Origin of the sequence: Winslowiella sp. 2C04, assembly GCF_050037805.1 — a bacterium.
Taxonomy (GTDB): domain Bacteria; phylum Pseudomonadota; class Gammaproteobacteria; order Enterobacterales; family Enterobacteriaceae; genus Erwinia; species Erwinia toletana_A.
Genome location: NZ_CP188300.1, coordinates 3,459,099 through 3,475,351 on the forward strand (window position 1 = coordinate 3,459,099; position 16,253 = coordinate 3,475,351).

14 protein-coding genes are annotated in these 16,253 nt (G+C 47.2%); 9 read left to right on the forward strand and 5 right to left on the reverse strand.

The features are described 5' to 3' along the window. Positions 1-12: 12 nt before the first annotated feature. The 5 genes from ACP3TC_RS15610 to ACP3TC_RS15630 form a co-directional block, all read right to left on the reverse strand. A complete protein-coding gene (locus tag ACP3TC_RS15610; protein ID WP_313857619.1) occupies positions 13-1,641 on the reverse strand; it encodes a ShlB/FhaC/HecB family hemolysin secretion/activation protein in 1,629 nt (542 codons plus the stop codon). A gap of 971 nt (positions 1,642-2,612) precedes the next feature. Further along, positions 2,613-2,849 (reverse strand): hypothetical protein, encoded by a 237-nt coding sequence (locus ACP3TC_RS15615; protein WP_313856301.1) that lies wholly within the window; start codon positions 2,847-2,849, stop codon positions 2,613-2,615. A 233-nt stretch (positions 2,850-3,082) separates the two neighbouring features. Beyond that, positions 3,083-4,063 (reverse strand): 3-oxoacyl-[acyl-carrier-protein] synthase III C-terminal domain-containing protein, encoded by a 981-nt coding sequence (locus tag ACP3TC_RS15620; protein WP_426816797.1) that lies wholly within the window; start codon positions 4,061-4,063, stop codon positions 3,083-3,085. 18 nt (positions 4,064-4,081) lie between these two features. After that, complete coding sequence (locus tag ACP3TC_RS15625; protein WP_426816798.1) at positions 4,082-5,068, reverse strand: 3-oxoacyl-[acyl-carrier-protein] synthase III C-terminal domain-containing protein; 987 nt, start codon at positions 5,066-5,068, stop codon at positions 4,082-4,084. 2 nt (positions 5,069-5,070) lie between these two features. Then, positions 5,071-6,762 carry a thiamine pyrophosphate-binding protein gene (locus ACP3TC_RS15630; RefSeq protein ID WP_426816799.1) on the reverse strand — a complete coding sequence of 564 codons (1,692 nt, stop codon included), beginning with the start codon at positions 6,760-6,762 and terminating at the stop codon, positions 5,071-5,073. 1,425 nt (positions 6,763-8,187) lie between these two features. Here ACP3TC_RS15630 and ACP3TC_RS15635 point away from each other — a divergent pair. From ACP3TC_RS15635 to yut, 9 genes are all read left to right on the forward strand, one after another. Continuing rightward, positions 8,188-9,438: an ammonium transporter gene (locus tag ACP3TC_RS15635; protein WP_313856295.1), complete on the forward strand. Its 1,251-nt coding sequence runs from the start codon at positions 8,188-8,190 to the stop codon at positions 9,436-9,438. Positions 9,439-9,602: 164 nt separating this feature from the next. Beyond that, entirely contained in the window at positions 9,603-9,905 is a 303-nt protein-coding gene (locus ACP3TC_RS15640) for an urease subunit gamma (RefSeq protein ID WP_313856293.1), read from the forward strand. Between the two features lie 33 nt (positions 9,906-9,938). Then, positions 9,939-10,379: an urease subunit beta gene (locus tag ACP3TC_RS15645; RefSeq protein WP_313856291.1), complete on the forward strand. Its 441-nt coding sequence runs from the start codon at positions 9,939-9,941 to the stop codon at positions 10,377-10,379. Between the two features lie 31 nt (positions 10,380-10,410). Next, on the forward strand, positions 10,411-12,129 hold the full coding sequence (locus ACP3TC_RS15650) for an urease subunit alpha (protein ID WP_313856289.1): 1,719 nt from the start codon (positions 10,411-10,413) through the stop codon (positions 12,127-12,129). Between the two features lie 39 nt (positions 12,130-12,168). Then, the gene (ureE, locus tag ACP3TC_RS15655; RefSeq protein ID WP_426816800.1) at positions 12,169-12,819 is read left to right on the forward strand and encodes an urease accessory protein UreE; all 651 of its coding nucleotides are present in this window, start codon (positions 12,169-12,171) and stop codon (positions 12,817-12,819) included. Further along, positions 12,803-13,519, forward strand: coding sequence for an urease accessory protein UreF (locus tag ACP3TC_RS15660; protein WP_313856286.1), 717 nt, complete (start codon positions 12,803-12,805; stop codon positions 13,517-13,519). The genes ureE and ACP3TC_RS15660 overlap by 17 nt, the downstream gene beginning before the upstream one ends. Before the next feature lie 16 nt (positions 13,520-13,535). Then, entirely contained in the window at positions 13,536-14,159 is a 624-nt protein-coding gene (ureG, locus tag ACP3TC_RS15665) for an urease accessory protein UreG (RefSeq protein ID WP_313856285.1), read from the forward strand. A 9-nt stretch (positions 14,160-14,168) separates the two neighbouring features. After that, entirely contained in the window at positions 14,169-15,119 is a 951-nt protein-coding gene (locus tag ACP3TC_RS15670) for an urease accessory protein UreD (RefSeq protein ID WP_313856283.1), read from the forward strand. A 102-nt stretch (positions 15,120-15,221) separates the two neighbouring features. Then, the gene (yut, locus tag ACP3TC_RS15675; RefSeq protein ID WP_313856281.1) at positions 15,222-16,220 is read left to right on the forward strand and encodes an urea transporter; all 999 of its coding nucleotides are present in this window, start codon (positions 15,222-15,224) and stop codon (positions 16,218-16,220) included. The last annotated feature ends 33 nt before the right edge of the window (positions 16,221-16,253 follow it).

Below are 16,253 nucleotides of genomic sequence, written 5' to 3' on the forward strand. Positions count from 1 at the left end.
TTTTCCTGAAAATTAAAGTACGATGCTCGCGCGATAAAAAACGGAGACGCGGTCGGGCCCAAGCCATTCCGGCCAGGCAAACGGCAAGCCTACGGTGAACTGACTGCTGAAATAACGGTTGCGGCTGCCCACACCCACAGCACCGCCCCACAATGAGCCAGACGCAAAACTGTCCTGGTTATCATGCCTGAGGTAACCGCCATCGATGGCTGCCAGTGCGTTGAGAGTGCCGATAAAAGGCAGCGTCAGCAGGTCATAATTAATTTCATTTCGCCAGTAGCCGCCTTTGTCACCGGAAAGATATTGTTCCCTGAAGCCCCTGACCGAGCTTTCTCCGCCAATGGTCAAACGTTCGCTGCCATAGAGGCGGTCAGGCGTCCATTGCCCGTAAAAGCTGGTCAGATAGTGCCAGCCCTGTGCTAACGGCAGGTAATAGCTGCCTGATAACGTCCATTTGTTGAACCCGGCGCGAGGTACATCTGCGGATTTATCCGCATCATTCTCAGCACCAAACCACGGCACGCCGCGGCTGTAAGCAGGGTTCAGGGTGGCAAACCCTGCCCAGATTTTCTGGCTGTGATTTGCACCCAGCATCACGCTGGTCAGCTTACGGCTGCTGCTAAGGCGGGTATCATTGAGGTAGTTACGGCCGATACGGTGAGACAAACCGAGAGACGCGCCGGTTTTCATATCGCCATTACGGAAAAGCACGCGCGACAGGGTCAGGTGATGAATCTGGCTGTCACCGTCAGAACGCCAGTCAAATCCCTGATTATTAATGGTTGTCAGATAGTCACTGTAGGAATAATTATAATCCATCAGCCAGTAGCCGTAAGGCACGCTGAAGTCAGCCTGCACGCTGCGCGCATTATGATCGCTGGCAAAATCGCTGCTGCGCGCGCCGGAAATAAACCACTGGTCGGCAAATCCGAGCAGGTTATTGGCCGTCAGTGAGCCATTTATTTGCCCGGTGCCGGTACTTTTTTGCCCACTGTTATCAAAACCGACCCCCGCCGTCAGCGGAAACTCAGGAGTGGCAGTCAGATTAACTATCGAATAGCCGGGCAGGGTTCCAGGCAGGATCTCAATTTGGACCGGTAATTTACGCAACCGGTTGATGCTTTCCATGCCCTGTTCAATATCGCGCAGGTTGAGAATTTTATTTTTCAGTCCAGGAAAAGCCATACTTAGCATTCTGGCATCCTGTTTCTCCAGCTCGATTTTCTCCAGCTTTCCTTCAAGGACCTGCAGATCTAATTGCCCGTGGGAGAGATCCTGCTCAGTGAGAAAAGCGCGGCTGGTTATATAGCCGCGGCTGATGTACCAGTCTGATACCTGTTGCACCAGCGTTTGTATCTGGCTAAGGGGAAGACAACGCTGAAGATAGGGCTGAGTCAGTTGCTGCTTTACTGATGCGGGCAGATGCTCAGCACCGTTTAACTGTATGGATGAGATAACAAAACAAGGGCTTCCTGGTTGATTCGCAGAGGGACGGGTTGCCGGTAGCAAGGGAGTAATACTGCGCTGTAACGACTGTCGCTGCTGACTATTTTGTTGTAATAACCGCTGCTGCTGCTGCTGAATGGCATCACGATCGGCAGGCGTAATTAGCGCGGCACTGGCATGAAAGGGTAGTGCCATAACCACAGAGAGAGAAAGCACGGGATAACGAATGAAGGTGAATAATCTCCCCCCACTGATTGCAGCTAAAGATTTTACTGACAGTAATACGCCAGAGTATTTAATATTACTGGAGAAAGCCGCGAGATAGCGTTTTTTATTCTTATGCGCGTAGAGATGCTTATCTAAGCCGTCATCCATGACAGACAATCCATGATAATTTTTTAAGCATAAAATACGCTTTTCTGTTCACAACTCAAGTGCAAAAGTAATTTTTTATCATCAACATCTTAAAAAATTAATTCATTTATAGTTGCACACATAATTATAATAAAGAATATTCTTACTTGTAATATAATTATCGTTCTTTCGATTTATCGCTCTGTTTTTTATTAAGAATATAATTTGCAGGCTATCAAATTTTTTCCCGAACCCGAAAGAGTCAACCTTATCAGACTGACTCTTCCACAGTCTGATAAGAACAATGCATCGACTACAAGATTAAACTGGCAATATATTTACTGGTATAGAATCAGATAAAACAGATGATTGTTTTATCAAAACGTCATATACAGAACGGGTTCAAAGAAATAGATTAAAGCGCCCAGCATGACAAATGATGGCAGCGTTACTAATAACGAAATCCATTTTTTCCGAATAGAAAGGAAAGAGAGTATAATTGTCGATATTGCAAATATTATATTGATAGCAAAAACAAGATAAGGCATGATTATTTGCATACCTTTTAATTCAAAGGTTATAAAAGCATAAAACGTACCGAGAAAAAAACCGAGATTGATTATGGAAAGAAATAAGATAGTCAGATTTTTCTTCACAACAACACAATCTCCTTGATGATAAATATACAATTTTCATGCTATTAAACCGCCGCAAGTTTAAATCATAAACATGAATAATACAATCAATAATCAGGCACTATCGCAATAGCGCCATCAGAAAGCCAGCCGTTTAAAAGCGTAACAGCAAGAAAATCACTTAGGCAGTCCCAACCCTTTAATTCCCATATCTTTTATTACCTGTGCATTTTGTTTATCAAACATTATATCCTGATGGAATTTTTCTGCGCGGCGATCGCTTCTTTCCTCCTGGTAGCAAACATCACGACTTATTCCCTTATCTTCACACTCTTTAATACGTTCCATTTCTGTTTTGGTGGCGCATCCTGAGAGAGAAACAGCAATAACAGCCAAAAAAATTACGTTTTTCATGGTTAATCCTTTTCCTTGTGATCAGGAAAATGATATTAAACAGCCGATCACAAACGTTTTCTAAACGAGCGATAAATGGTACATTTTCAGGAAAGTTCCCTGCCAGAGATGATTCTTAACAATTTTTTTCTTCTGACGATTAAGATGATTCGGAGCAACCGCGGTTGCTGACCATCCTGCTTATATCCGTTGCTGGCTGCGGGCCAGCAACGAGGACAGCCTGAGTAAGGCGTTTAATACTTTATTAATACCGCTGCACTCTGCCATCCCGCACCTATGGTCCAAAAAACCAGGTGATCTCCTCTTGATAACTTTCCTTGTTTTTTTAATTCGTGAAAGGCAATAAAGGGACTATTCGTCGCGGTGTAACCATAGGTATCGCCGATAAATGGCGCTTTAGCGGCAGGGATATTCAACAGCTGACAAATTTTCCTGATATTGCCAAGGGACATTTGAGATAAAAAATAATAGCGAATATCTTCACCTGTCAGGCCATTCCTCGTAAGCAGAACTTCAATCGATTCGCCTGCAACATCGACACAAACTGCATCGTCAAAAGGGATAAATTTAACCCGGGACGAGAGTTCTTCACGCTGGACAGAGGAGAGGCCGTTAGCGGGAAATAGGGAGTTATTAATGACTGAGGTTTGCACCCGAAACTCAGAGTCTATAACCCCCTCACTCGCCGTCGATTTTTCCAGTAATACCGCGACCGCTGAATCAGCAAAACAGGAGTGATAAAAGGGTTCACCCTCGCTGTGTGGACCAAGATAATCTCCACCGACGACCAGCGCCCGCTGGCACGATAATCGTGACATCATAATGCGCGATACCTGCTCAACGGCAATAAGCAAACCTGCACAATTGGCATTCATATCATAAGAGAGTGTTCGCTCTCCTCCACCGAGGGCGTGGTGTATTTTTAGTGCTGTTGCAGGGATAAGATATTCCGGCGTCTGCGAACTGAAAATAATTAGGTCGAGATCGCAGGCCTGCCATCCGGCCTGCTCTAACGCCATTTCAGCAGCAGCGACTGCCATAGTTAGCGTATTTTCAGAATCATCATTAATCAGATAACGATTCTGTTGCCCAAGAGAAGCTAATAAGCCTTTAACCTCAATACCTTGTGATGCATAGTAGTTAATATACCAGTCATTTCCCCTGACATGTTCAGGGTGATAGAGTCCCGTGGATACAAGGCTGATTCCGCTCATTCTTTCTCCGAAAGATCATCATGTCATCTGGTGAGTTATAGATACCGGGACTTTTTTTATTTTCAGCAATACAGCAGTAGCCGTCGCTGCTGGGCCAAATCCCAACAAAATTACGCGATCGCCATCCGACAGGCTGCGGTGATTAATCAGAGTCATAAAACCAAAGTAATTCTGCGCAGGCCCTAAACTTCCATACTGCTGAAAAATTGAGAAAATACGTCTCCGGTCAACACCCAATGCGGTTGCACTGGCACTTGCCACCCAGTTAGTTGGATCATAAATATGAAAAGCATCAATATCTGCCAGGCTAATAGCGGCTTTTTCACACAGCGAACGGCAACATCGAGCAGCGGTTTCCGGGTAATGCTCAGCAATAAATTGGCCGGATTCAGGCGGATAACTGACGTAGCGTGCTCCGTTTATTTGGCCCGCGACCAATGGAGCATAATCATGCGTACTGATGGTATGGCTGGAAATAATTTCTGAACCGGACGCAGAAGCAAGAATCATACAAGCGGCGCCATCACTGAGCAGCGACGTTGCCGAGTCATCTGGCCTGAACCAGTGTGCATAGCTGCAGGCAGCAATAACAGCAATATTGCGATAGTTGCCCTGACTGATTAATCCTGCCGCCAGCTCCAGCGCAGTCAGCCCCCCTGCCGTTCCTGAACTTACGGGCACCACCGGGCAACGTAATTGTGTTTCCCGCACCAGTGCGGAGACCTCCTCATCCAGTATTGTGGCAGGCCAGACCAGGCTAACAATGACATAATCCAGCTGGTTTACTTGCATTCCAACCTGCTGTAGCGCGTTCAACAAACTGGTTTTCATTAATAATGAGATTTGCTGTTGATGCTGCGCGCGCCAGATATGTCTTGGCCCGTCAGACAGTGTGCCGGTGCTGAATACTGTCAGAATATCTTTATCCGGCGTGATAATAATAGTGTTGTCCGGTAGCACACCGGCACAAGAGATGATGTCTACCCTGTCAGTTTTAGCCGCCATCGTCATAGCTTCTGTAACGTATTGATTCTGTCATCCAGAGGCGGGACAGCATAACGATCAACAATCACATCAATAACCGCCGTCTGCCGGGCGCTAATTGCCTGTATCAACGCCTCTTTCAGAGCAGCCTTATCACTGACACGATAACCCGTGGCTCCCAATGATTTTCCGAGTAAAGCAAAGTCTGTGGCGGGAATATCGCAATCCAGCGGCGCATTGCCCAGCATATCCAGCCCCTGTCGGCACATGTTGTAACAGCCATCATTCATCACCAGCCATATAGCCGGAAGTTTATATTGGACAGCGGTACTGACCTCATTGCCCATTAACATCGCACCATCACCAATAACCCCGACCGCACAATGCGTGGTGCTGGCAGCGATTCCGATAAGTCCGCAAGCGTAATGCCCCATCGCACCGAATCCGGTACTGGTTCGATAACGAACCGGCCGGGAGAATTTTAAAAAGCGATTGGTCCAGACAAAAGAGTTGCCTGCGTCTGCTGCCAGGTAGCCGTCATATTTATCTATGACGATCTCCTGTAAAACCTGCATCACGATGCGCGGATGCAGAGCGTTTTCTTTGCGTTCGGCATCCTCTGAATTCGCGGTGAATAACTCAGGTGATGGAGTGAATACCGGTAACAACTGCTGCGGAGTCGGCTCTTTAAGCCTGAGTGTTTGTGATAATGACGCCAGAAACCGATCGATTTCACTCTCAATAACGATGGTCTGTGGCGGCAGATTCGATGCGACATCCCGGCTTTTCAGACCAATATAATAAATAATTGAATCAGACAGTTGATCCTGAGCCCTGGATGAACTGAGCTCGCTGAGGCGCGATCCCAAAATCACTACCACCGGATGACGCCTGCGATCCAGTTGCGCAGCGATGTTTTCGCCATTCGATCCCAGCCCGGTTGCACCGGCATACAGCGGGTGCTTTTCCGGAAATATGCCTTTTCCTCGCGGGGTTGATATCACGCTGGATTGCGTCTTGACTGCTATCCTGGTGAGATTTTCTGCGGCATGACGTGCACCAAAACCGACCCAAAAAAGCGTTTTTTGCGTCATCATGTCATCGGCTAATTTATGGACCTGTGACAGGGCCTTTTCAGATATCCCTTCAGGTGGGGTGCCACCAGCAATATTACATCCGCCATCTTCCAGCAAGGCTTTCTGTAGCGTGGTAGTGATAAACACGCCGATGCTACAGCCAGACGGTTCTCTAAGCTTTGCGGCGATTTCTTTTTTAGCAGCCAGATAATCAGACATCGTTGAAATAACCAAAACGCTATCAAAATAACCCTGCCCGTCATTCTGAAGCAGCGTCTCAACATCCTGTCGGGTTGTTTCCTGCAAACACCAGCGACCGGTCTTGGCTTCAGCGGTAATCGATGAGATAAAAATAAGCTGTGATCCATCAATCCGTGCAGCTTTGATACCGGTCAGCGCATTGGTAATACCCGGCCCCGCAGTTGCGAAGGCGACTGTCGGTTGGTTTTGACACAAACTATATTCAGAAGCAGCAAAAACACCACCGGACTCATGCCTGCAGTGGTAGAGCCTGATTTTTTCTGACTGAGACAGCGCTTGCCAGACAGGAACGATAAATCCACCAGAGACGCCAAAGGCTGCACCCACCCGCAAACCTTCAAGAAATTTTACCAAATCATCTGCGACCGTTATTTCCATTTCACCCTCTCAATTAAATTTGTCGTTGTGACCAATACTGGATTTACAGGTTTCAGTCCGCTTTAAAACGGCTGACAGAACGCTGCGCCAAATCTACGAGATTGAGAAATATAATTACAATTCAATTACTTATTTTATTTACACTAAAAAAAACAGGTTACAAATGGATTTAAGGTTACCTGAGTGTGGTAGATTTAAAATGAAACACCAAATTATGAGACTCAATTCTTTTTTTTCAGCAAATGAGTAATAAAATTACTATAATGATTCGTAACAGGAGAAAGGCGCACGGTGAATAGGGTCATTATTGACCTGACGATTTTGCAGTTAGTCGCGGGAAAACGCCGGTCAAAGCTCCTGCTGAAAGGCCGACAACCAGCGTCACGCAGAAGGAAAAAGATATTCACAGAACGCCAAAGGCGGTGGATTTATTCAAGATCAGTTTTTATAAACCGTGCCCGGTTCAACATTCAGCCAGCTACATCAGCCATCGCTTTTGGGCGCAGATTAACACACTCATCACAGGTCATATTTCCCGACTGACTTGCGCAGCCTGTACGCCATAGCAGTGTCTCGCCCTGATTTCAGGCGATAACAGAGCAATAAAAGATGCCAGTCTAAGCAGAGCATTTTTATAAATACCTTACGGTAAAGAGCCATGTCCATATGTGATCTTAGCAATTTATATAAGTAACGACGGCTATTTGGCAGGAGATAATACCGTGAAACTCTGCTGCCCCAGGCGCACTGTTCTATTTTTAGCCAATAATATTTGAGTATCAGGTATAACAGCCGGGCGTCATTGAACCTGTTGAATCTCAATCAGCGTTATTGCCGTCCAGATATCGGACCATGCCACTGGCTAATATAATTTACTGCTGAAACTTTTGTATTCTTCGCGATGTTATCGTTTGGATAATATATTTTAAATTCAGTGTTAAATGACATAAACGATAAATAAACAAAAGTATTGTGCAATTATTAACTTTAGATAAACCTGCCCTAAACTCCATAATTTTCCCTGATAAATTGAGGAAAAGCTGATTTTGAGACAGCGATACAGCCCGACAGCTATTTTTCCCTGTCTGCCTCACAACCAGATAAAATACAATCGATTGATTTTAATGATAATTTTAAAATAAAGGACATTTATGTGCTGGTTACGGACAACCTCTAACTTTCTTCGTACATTGACCCTCGATTCATAAGGCTATGCTGACTACACACCATAGACTTAAATATTTCTAATGTATTTATTATGTTATCAGCAAAAAAAAACATTACTTTTCTCAAAACATGACTATCCTGAGTAAATACGATTTTTCTGATTGACGGAGTTCCATATAAATCCGATCCGCCAATCGACCTTTTCACAACGCATTCTGAAGCGTTATTAGCGTTTTTATACACGATAGAGAGAACTGTATGGATCATGCACTTGTAGCAATTCAGTCATTAGATGTTCCCAACACGGCATTTATATTGCTCTGTGCCAGCCTTGTTATGCTAATGACGCCCGGACTGGCCTTTTTCTATGGCGGTTTGGTCCCACGCAGAAGCATTGTGACAATAATGTCACAAAGTTTTTTCTCAATGGGATGGGTAGCAATCCTTTGGTTTGTAGTGGGTTATTCGCTTAGCTTTGGCCCGACGATGAATGGAATTATCGGTGACCCGTTCTACTACGCTTTTTTGAACAATATTACTCCGCAAACCATGTATACCGGTAATGACGGTGGATTGCCTCTGTTAGTCCATTTCGTCTATCAAATGATGTTTGCCATTATTACACCAGCGTTAATTACCGGTGCTTTCGCCAACCGCGTGAACTTCCCGGCTTATCTGGTGTTTCTGACTTTCTGGACACTTTTGGTTTATTGCCCATTTGTTCATATGGTCTGGAGTCCGGAAGGGATGTTTGCTAAGTGGGGAGTGGTGGATTTTGCCGGCGGTATTGTCGTTCACGCCACCGCTGGTTTTGCCGCCCTCGCGTCAGCGCTGTATGTCGGTAAACGTACTGTCGTTTCAGATGGCAGCCATAACATTCCCTATATCGCATTGGGTGCCGGTTTACTGTGGTTTGGTTGGTATGGCTTCAACGCCGGTTCAGAACTGCAGGTTAATACCATCACCGTTTCCGCTTTTATCACCACTGATATCGCCGCTGCATTTGCTGCTATCACCTGGTTTATTATCGAGAAAATCCGTACGGGTAAACCTAAGCTGATCGGCTTTTTAACCGGTGCGGTCGCGGGTCTTGCAACCATCACACCTGCCGCAGGCTATGTTTCCATTCAGTCAGCAGCGATTATTGGCATCATTGCCAGCCTGGTCTGTTATTACGTGGTTCTGCTGGTAAGACGCCATCTTGACGATGCACTGGACGTATTTGGCGTTCATGGTGTTGGTGGCATAACCGGCTCAATTCTGGTGGGTGTGTTCGCCTCAACCGCCTGGAACGCGAAAGGTCCTGATGGCCTGCTGGAAGGCAATGGGATGCAAATCGTTAAACAGATTACTGCCGTCGTCTTTACCAGCGTCTGGTCGTTTATTTTTACACTCGCCATTTTGTGGTTAATTAATAAATTCACCCCGGTTAAAGTCAATCAAAATACCGTTGGGGCAGAACTGGATTACACATTATTCGGTGAAGATGCCTACTCTGAGAAGAATTAATATCATCCGTACCTTCGATTCACAGGAGCAGTTTGTCGATGACGTAACCCACAGTCCTTAAATTCAAGTTGGGAATTTATCGGATTAATACGTTAATCGGCAAAACTGCACGTCCTATTCCGGAAGGTATATACATCAAAGATAGCATTGTTAATGGAGAAATTATGCAACTTACACCCAGAGAAATAGAAAAGCTGATGGTTTATACCTTAGCTGATGTCGCGTTAAAAAGGAAAAATAAGGGGCTGAAGCTTAATCACCCAGAAGCCGTCGCTATTATTACCGTCACCGCAATGGAAGGGGCGCGCGAGGGAAAAACCCTGGAAAAAGTGATGGTCGAAGCGCGTACCGTTTTAACTAAAGAAGATGTGATGGACGGCGTTGCTGATTTAATTCCCAACGTGCAGGTGGAAGCCATTTTTACTGATGGCAGCCGCCTTGTAACGGTCCATGACCCGATTCAGTGATTAAACGACGCCTTTTCACTTCAAGGATTATTTATGAAAAAGAAATCTGACACCACGTCAACCGTGGCTACCACCGCTGAAACAACGGTGCCGCTCGGTGGTTATGTATTAGCAGATACACCAATCACATTTAATGAAGATCGTCCGGTCACCAAAGTGAGTGTTAAAAATACCGGCGATCGCCCAGTTCAGGTAGGTTCTCACTTTCACTTTTTTGAAGCGAATAAAGAACTGGAGTTCGAGCGCGAAAAAGCGTTTGGCAAACGGCTGAATATCACCGCAACCACCGCTATACGTTTTGAACCGGGCGATGTTATTACGGTTGAGTTGATTCCTTTCGCAGGCAAACAAACGGTCTACGGATTTAATAACCTGGTTGACGGCTGGGTCGGTAATTCTTCCGGCGATCAAAGTGATGCGCCTGACGAAATTCTTGAAAACGCGGTCAAGCGCGGATTCAAATCGTCTCATTAAAATTTAAAAATTAAATGCAATTGGAGGAATCATGCCAACAATTTCAAGAAAAGAATATGCCAGTCTGTTTGGACCAACCGCCGGTGACAAAATTCGCTTAGGTGAGACCGACCTTTATATTGAAATCGAAAAAGATCTGCGTGGTTACGGTGAAGAATCCGTATACGGCGGAGGCAAATCGCTGCGTGATGGAATGGGCGCCAATAACACGTTAACGCGTGATAACGGCGTGCTGGATTTGGTGATTACCAACGTCACCATTGTTGATGCCAAACAGGGTGTCATCAAAGCTGATGTCGGTATCAAAGATGGCCTGATTGTTGGCATCGGTAAAAGTGGCAACCCGGCAGTCATGGACGGCGTGACGCCAAATATGATTGTCGGACTGAGCACTGACGCCATTTCCGGCGAACACTTAATCCTGACCGCTGCCGGTATCGACAGCCATATTCACTTTATCTCGCCACAGCAGGCTTATGCTGCGCTGTCCAATGGTGTTACCACCTTCTTTGGTGGCGGTATTGGCCCAACAGATGGCACCAACGGCACCACGGTAACGCCAGGGCCGTGGAATATTCGCAACATGCTGCGTTCGTTTGAAGGACTGCCGGTCAATGTTGGCCTGTTAGGTAAAGGCAACGCCTTCGGCAGAGCCCCACTGGTGGAGCAAATTGTTGCAGGTGTCGCCGGTTTGAAAGTGCATGAAGACTGGGGTGCTACGCCAAACGCGATACGCCACTCATTGCGCATCGCGGACGAAATGGATGTTCAGGTATCGGTGCATACCGACAGCCTTAACGAAGCGGGTTATGTAGAAAACACCATTGAAGCGTTCGAGGGTCGCACCATCCACACCTTCCACACTGAAGGTGCAGGTGGTGGACACGCGCCGGACATCATCAAAGTCGCCAGTCAGCCAAATGTGTTGCCAAGTTCAACCAACCCTACCCTGCCTTTCGGCATCAACACTCAGGCCGAACTGTTCGACATGATCATGGTTTGTCACAACCTGAATCCGAACGTAGCTGCAGATGTCTCTTTCGCGGAAAGCCGCGTACGTCCGGAAACTATCGCTGCCGAAAACGTGCTTCATGACATGGGGGTTATCTCTATGTTCTCCAGTGACTCTCAGGCAATGGGCCGCGTTGGGGAGAACTGGTTGCGCATCGTGCAGACCGCTCATGCGATGAAGTGTGCACGCGGCAAACTGCCGGAAGACAGCGACAGCAACGATAACTTCAGGGTACTGCGCTATGTCGCCAAAGTCACCATTAACCCGGCAATTGCGCAGGGTGTAAGCCACGTTATTGGCTCAGTTGAAGTGGGCAAAATGGCTGACCTGGTACTGTGGGATCCGCGCTCGTTCGGCGCTAAACCAAAGCTGGTGATTAAGGGTGGGATGATCAACTGGGCGCTGATGGGCGATCCCAATGCGTCGTTACCAACACCGCAGCCAGTGTTCTATCGCCCGATGTTTGGTGCGATGGGTAAAACCCTGCAGGACACCTGTGTCACTTTCGTTTCTCAGGCCGCACTGGATGACGGCGTGAAAGAGAAAGCAGGACTGGAGCGTCAGGTTATTGCCATCAAAAATTGCCGATCGATTACCAAACAGGATTTGGTGCGCAACTCAGCCACGCCACACATTGATGTCGATCCTGAAACATTCGCCGTAAAAGTTGACGGGGTGCATGCCACCTGTGAACCGATCACTACTGCGGTAATGAACCAGAAATACTTCTTTGGCTAAGCGCACCTTTCGCGCGTTCTGATCTAAGGCGATTACAACATGATACTGATTGAAAACATTATTGGTAATACTAAAAACGACCCGTCATGGCAAGAAAAAACCAAGGGATATCAGCACGATGTGTTGTCTCTCGAGCAGTGGGAAGCCCAGAAGAGTCGTTGCCGTAAGCAAAGTGAACAAGGGCTTGATATCGGTATCGCGCTGGATCGCCGTGTTCGGTTAACGGATGGGGATGTTTTGTTATGTGATGACGACAAAAAATATCTGTTAACCGTTCATATCACCCTGCGCGAAGTTCTGGTTATCCACCTGGAAAGCCTGGCAGATGCAGGTTTCGAAGCGTCTATTAAACGCGTGTTTGAACTGGGGCATGCCCTGGGTAACCAACACTGGAAGTCAGTGATTAAAAGCACTGAGGTGTATGTGCCGCTGACTGTCGAAAAGAAAATGATGAATTCGGTCATGAAAACCCACGGCTACAGTGAGTCTGAATATCACTTTGTACCGGGTGAAACAGTGCTACCGCTTCTCACCCCGTCTGAGTCGCGACTGCTGTTTGGTGGCGCTGAAGATTCCCATGTGCATGTCAGCGTGATCCACCAGCATTCACATGAAGACCATGCTCACCCTCACCATCACGACCATCACGACCACGCACCTCATGGGAAAGAGCATGAGCATAAACATTAATATTGATGAACCACACCAGCTTCTTCATCTGGTCAGGGTGCTTCAATTTGGTGACTCGGTGCTGCCAGTAGGAGCATTTTCCTTTTCCTGCGGGGTTGAATCAGCCATTCAGGTTGGGCTGGTTCACGATGTTGTGACGTTAAAAGCCTTTGTCGAAACCTCGCTGAGGCAGGCCGCACAATGCGATGCCATTGGGTTGGCCCATGCTCACCAAGCCTTGCTTGATGGCGACTTCAGGCAAATTCTGGCCGTTGATCGCGAGATTATTAATCGCAAACTCAACGATGAAGCGCGGGTAATGACTCAGCGGATGGGCAAGAAGCTGGTGGAAATGACCATCAAAGTCTTCGAGTCAGAAGTGCTGACGTGGTGGCTTGATAAAATTAAGGCCGGTGAAACCGCAGGCACCTTTCCGGTAAGCCAGGCATTAATCATGGCATTACAGGGTGTCAGCGCCCAGGAAGCCATCGCCATGCATCAGTATGGCGTTGCCATGACAATCTTAAGCGCCGCCCAACGGTTGATGCGAATAACGCACTTTGATAGCCAGAAAATTCTGTTTGAGGTTAACAAAAGCATACCCGAATTTTGCCAGCAGGCCGTTAATGCAAATATCAGCGAGATGGCATCGTACACGCCACTGATCGATATTCTGGCAGCCGTACACGTTGATGCGCATGTGCGTTTATTTATGAATTAATGAAAAGGAAAGAACAATGAAAAAAATTACGCGCTTAGGTATTGGCGGCCCGGTCGGCTCAGGTAAAACAGCCATCATTGAAGTAATCACGCCAAAATTAATTGAGCGAGGTTATAAGCCGCTGATCATTACCAATGATGTGGTGACCACTGAAGATGCTAAACAAGTCAAACGTACCCTGAAAGGAATTCTCGACGAAGACAAAATTTTAGGCGTTGAAACCGGCGCCTGCCCGCATACCGCGGTGCGCGAAGATCCCAGCATGAATATTGCTGCCGTCGAGGAAATGGAAGATAAATATCCTGACAGCGATCTGATCATGATTGAAAGCGGCGGCGATAATTTAACCCTGACCTTCAGTCCGGCGCTGGCTGATTTTTATATCTATGTTATTGATGTGGCCGAAGGGGAAAAAATTCCGCGTAAAAATGGGCCGGGCCTGGTGCAGGCCGATATTCTGGTAATTAATAAAATTGACTTGGCCCCATACGTTGGCGCGAGCCTTGAGGTCATGGAACATGACACTAAAATTGTGCGCAGCGGCCGTCCCTATATTTTAACCAATTGCAAAACCGGCGAAGGCATCGATGCTCTGGTGGATATGATCGAAAAAGACTTCCTGTTTACTCACGCTAAATAGGGGGCCACGATGCAGATTAATGAAGAGGCGCCGCTGGCGCTTGATTCTCTCTCGCTGGGCGCATTAGCGCCCGAATTAGCGAATTATCAACATGAGCCGCCGCAAATGGCCAGTGCCGCCGTTGGCAAACACGGCTATCTGCGGCTGAGATTTGCTAAGCGTGGCGCTAAAAGTACCCTGCATGAAATGGAAAGAAAAGTACCGCTGCTGGTACAAAAAGCGCTCTACTGGGATGAGGAAATGCCGTTCCTGCCCTGTGTGACGATGATTTCCACTTCAGGATGTATTTTGCAGGGTGATCGCTTAACCGTTGAGATTGACGTTGACGCGGGAGCGTGTGCCCACGTTACCACGCAATCTGCGACTAAAGTTCATTCGATGGATAATAACTTCGCCGCGCAAACGCAGCATATTCGCGTCGGAAAGCAGGCCTATCTTGAATTTATGCCCGACCAGCTGATCCCGCATCGCAATTCACGATTTATCAGTGATACCGTGATTGAATGTGACAGCACCGCGACCGTCATTTATTCAGAGATTTTAATGTCCGGGCGCAAATATCATCATCAGGATGAGCGTTTTGGATTTGATGTCTACTCTTCCCGCATTACGGCGAAAAATGAGCTTGGCAACACCCTGTTTAATGAAAAACTGGTGTTAACGCCGAAAGAAAGGCCGCTGGATGTGGTAGGCGTAATGGGCAAATTTGACGTTTACGGCAACGTCATTGTTTTAACACCGAAAGAACATCAGGATGAAATTTTAGCCCAGTCGCCATCATTTTACAGCGAGCAGTTGTGTTATGGCGTCAGCCGTTTACCGAATGAATCAGGGCTTATTTTCAAAGTGCTTTCGTGCGACAGCACCGATGTGAAAAATGCTATCCGCGAATTCTGGCAAAAAGTTCGTAAAGTCACCACCGGATATTCATTACCCACGCCGTTTATCTGGAAAGTATGATTATTCCGTATTTGTGCCAGCCGAGGAAAAAGGGCTTCTATTGCCCTCTTTCCTCAAAGAGTTCGCCAGGGCAAAAGTCAATTATCAGGAGGAGTTACTGATATGAGTATCTCATCAAGCATATCAACTAAATGGGATCATTTCGCAGATTCCAACGGCGTGATTAAGTTTATCGACGTGACGCTGCGTGGATGCGCGCAGGTGATGTTTCAAAATAATCCGCTTACCGGATTAATCTTCTTTATTGCAATATTTATTGCTGCCTACGGTGAGGGAAACCCCGCTGCGGCATATGGCTGTGTTCTGGGTACCCTGATAGCAACATTTACCGGCCGCTTTCTTCGCGATCGCACATCCTGGCTGGCGGGACTTTACGGTTACAACGGCTGTCTGGTTGGGGTTGCGCTGCCGACCTTTCTGGCAGTGACGCCACTGCTTTGGTGCTGCATTGTTATTGGCAGCATCGTTTCGGTTATCGCCACCGTCAGTATTGCCGACGTACTGAAAACCTGGAAGGTTGCGGCGTTAACGGCTCCGTTCGTACTGACAACCTGGGTTATTTTGCTGGCAAGCTACGCGTTTTCTGATCTGCCAGCTTCAGGCTTGCCGGTCCCTGAACTTCCTCTTCCTTTAATGGATGTCAGCGCACAAAGCTTTTTTAACGACAGAATCTTCGAAAATTTATTTAAAGGCATTTCTGAAGTCTATTTATTGAGTAGCGTCACGGCCGGTGTGCTGTTTGTTGTCGGTCTCGCGGTGGCATCACGCTGGGCGGCGATATTCGCTATCGGTGGCTCGTTTCTCGCCATTATCACTGCCGCGTTGCTGGGTGCGAAAGCCAACAGTATTGAGAGCGGACTGTATGCGTTTAGCGCCGTACTGACGGCCATCGCCCTCGGTTCCACCTTCAATAAACCAAGCTGGCGCGTGCTGGGTTACACCTTGATTGGCGTGGTGTTTACCGTTTTTGTTCAGGGCGCGATGAATACGTTGCTGACTCCAGTGGGCATACCGACGCTGACCATGCCGTTTGTGCTGGCGTCGTGGCTATTCCTGGTACCGAATCAGGATATTATGCCACCGCATCGTCAAGGGCAGTAATGCTTTGCTGACCGATGATAACAGGAGCCACCC

Bases quoted from the DNA above. Each gene is read 5' to 3' on its own strand.
- ACP3TC_RS15630 (WP_426816799.1), bottom strand. From the start codon at position 6,762: ATGGAAATAACGGTCGCAGATGATTTGGTAAAATTTCTTGAAGGTTTG.
- yut (WP_313856281.1), top strand. From the start codon at position 15,222: ATGAGTATCTCATCAAGCATATCAACTAAATGGGATCATTTCGCAGAT.
- ACP3TC_RS15670 (WP_313856283.1), top strand. From the start codon at position 14,169: ATGCAGATTAATGAAGAGGCGCCGCTGGCGCTTGATTCTCTCTCGCTG.
- ACP3TC_RS15610 (WP_313857619.1), bottom strand. From the start codon at position 1,641: ATGGCACTACCCTTTCATGCCAGTGCCGCGCTAATTACGCCTGCCGAT.
- ACP3TC_RS15645 (WP_313856291.1), top strand. From the start codon at position 9,939: ATGAAAAAGAAATCTGACACCACGTCAACCGTGGCTACCACCGCTGAA.
- ACP3TC_RS15625 (WP_426816798.1), bottom strand. From the start codon at position 5,068: ATGGCGGCTAAAACTGACAGGGTAGACATCATCTCTTGTGCCGGTGTG.
- ACP3TC_RS15640 (WP_313856293.1), top strand. From the start codon at position 9,603: ATGCAACTTACACCCAGAGAAATAGAAAAGCTGATGGTTTATACCTTA.
- ACP3TC_RS15620 (WP_426816797.1), bottom strand. From the start codon at position 4,063: ATGAGCGGAATCAGCCTTGTATCCACGGGACTCTATCACCCTGAACAT.
- ACP3TC_RS15650 (WP_313856289.1), top strand. From the start codon at position 10,411: ATGCCAACAATTTCAAGAAAAGAATATGCCAGTCTGTTTGGACCAACC.
- ureG (WP_313856285.1), top strand. From the start codon at position 13,536: ATGAAAAAAATTACGCGCTTAGGTATTGGCGGCCCGGTCGGCTCAGGT.
- ACP3TC_RS15615 (WP_313856301.1), bottom strand. From the start codon at position 2,849: ATGAAAAACGTAATTTTTTTGGCTGTTATTGCTGTTTCTCTCTCAGGA.
- ACP3TC_RS15635 (WP_313856295.1), top strand. From the start codon at position 8,188: ATGGATCATGCACTTGTAGCAATTCAGTCATTAGATGTTCCCAACACG.
- ACP3TC_RS15660 (WP_313856286.1), top strand. From the start codon at position 12,803: ATGAGCATAAACATTAATATTGATGAACCACACCAGCTTCTTCATCTG.
- ureE (WP_426816800.1), top strand. From the start codon at position 12,169: ATGATACTGATTGAAAACATTATTGGTAATACTAAAAACGACCCGTCA.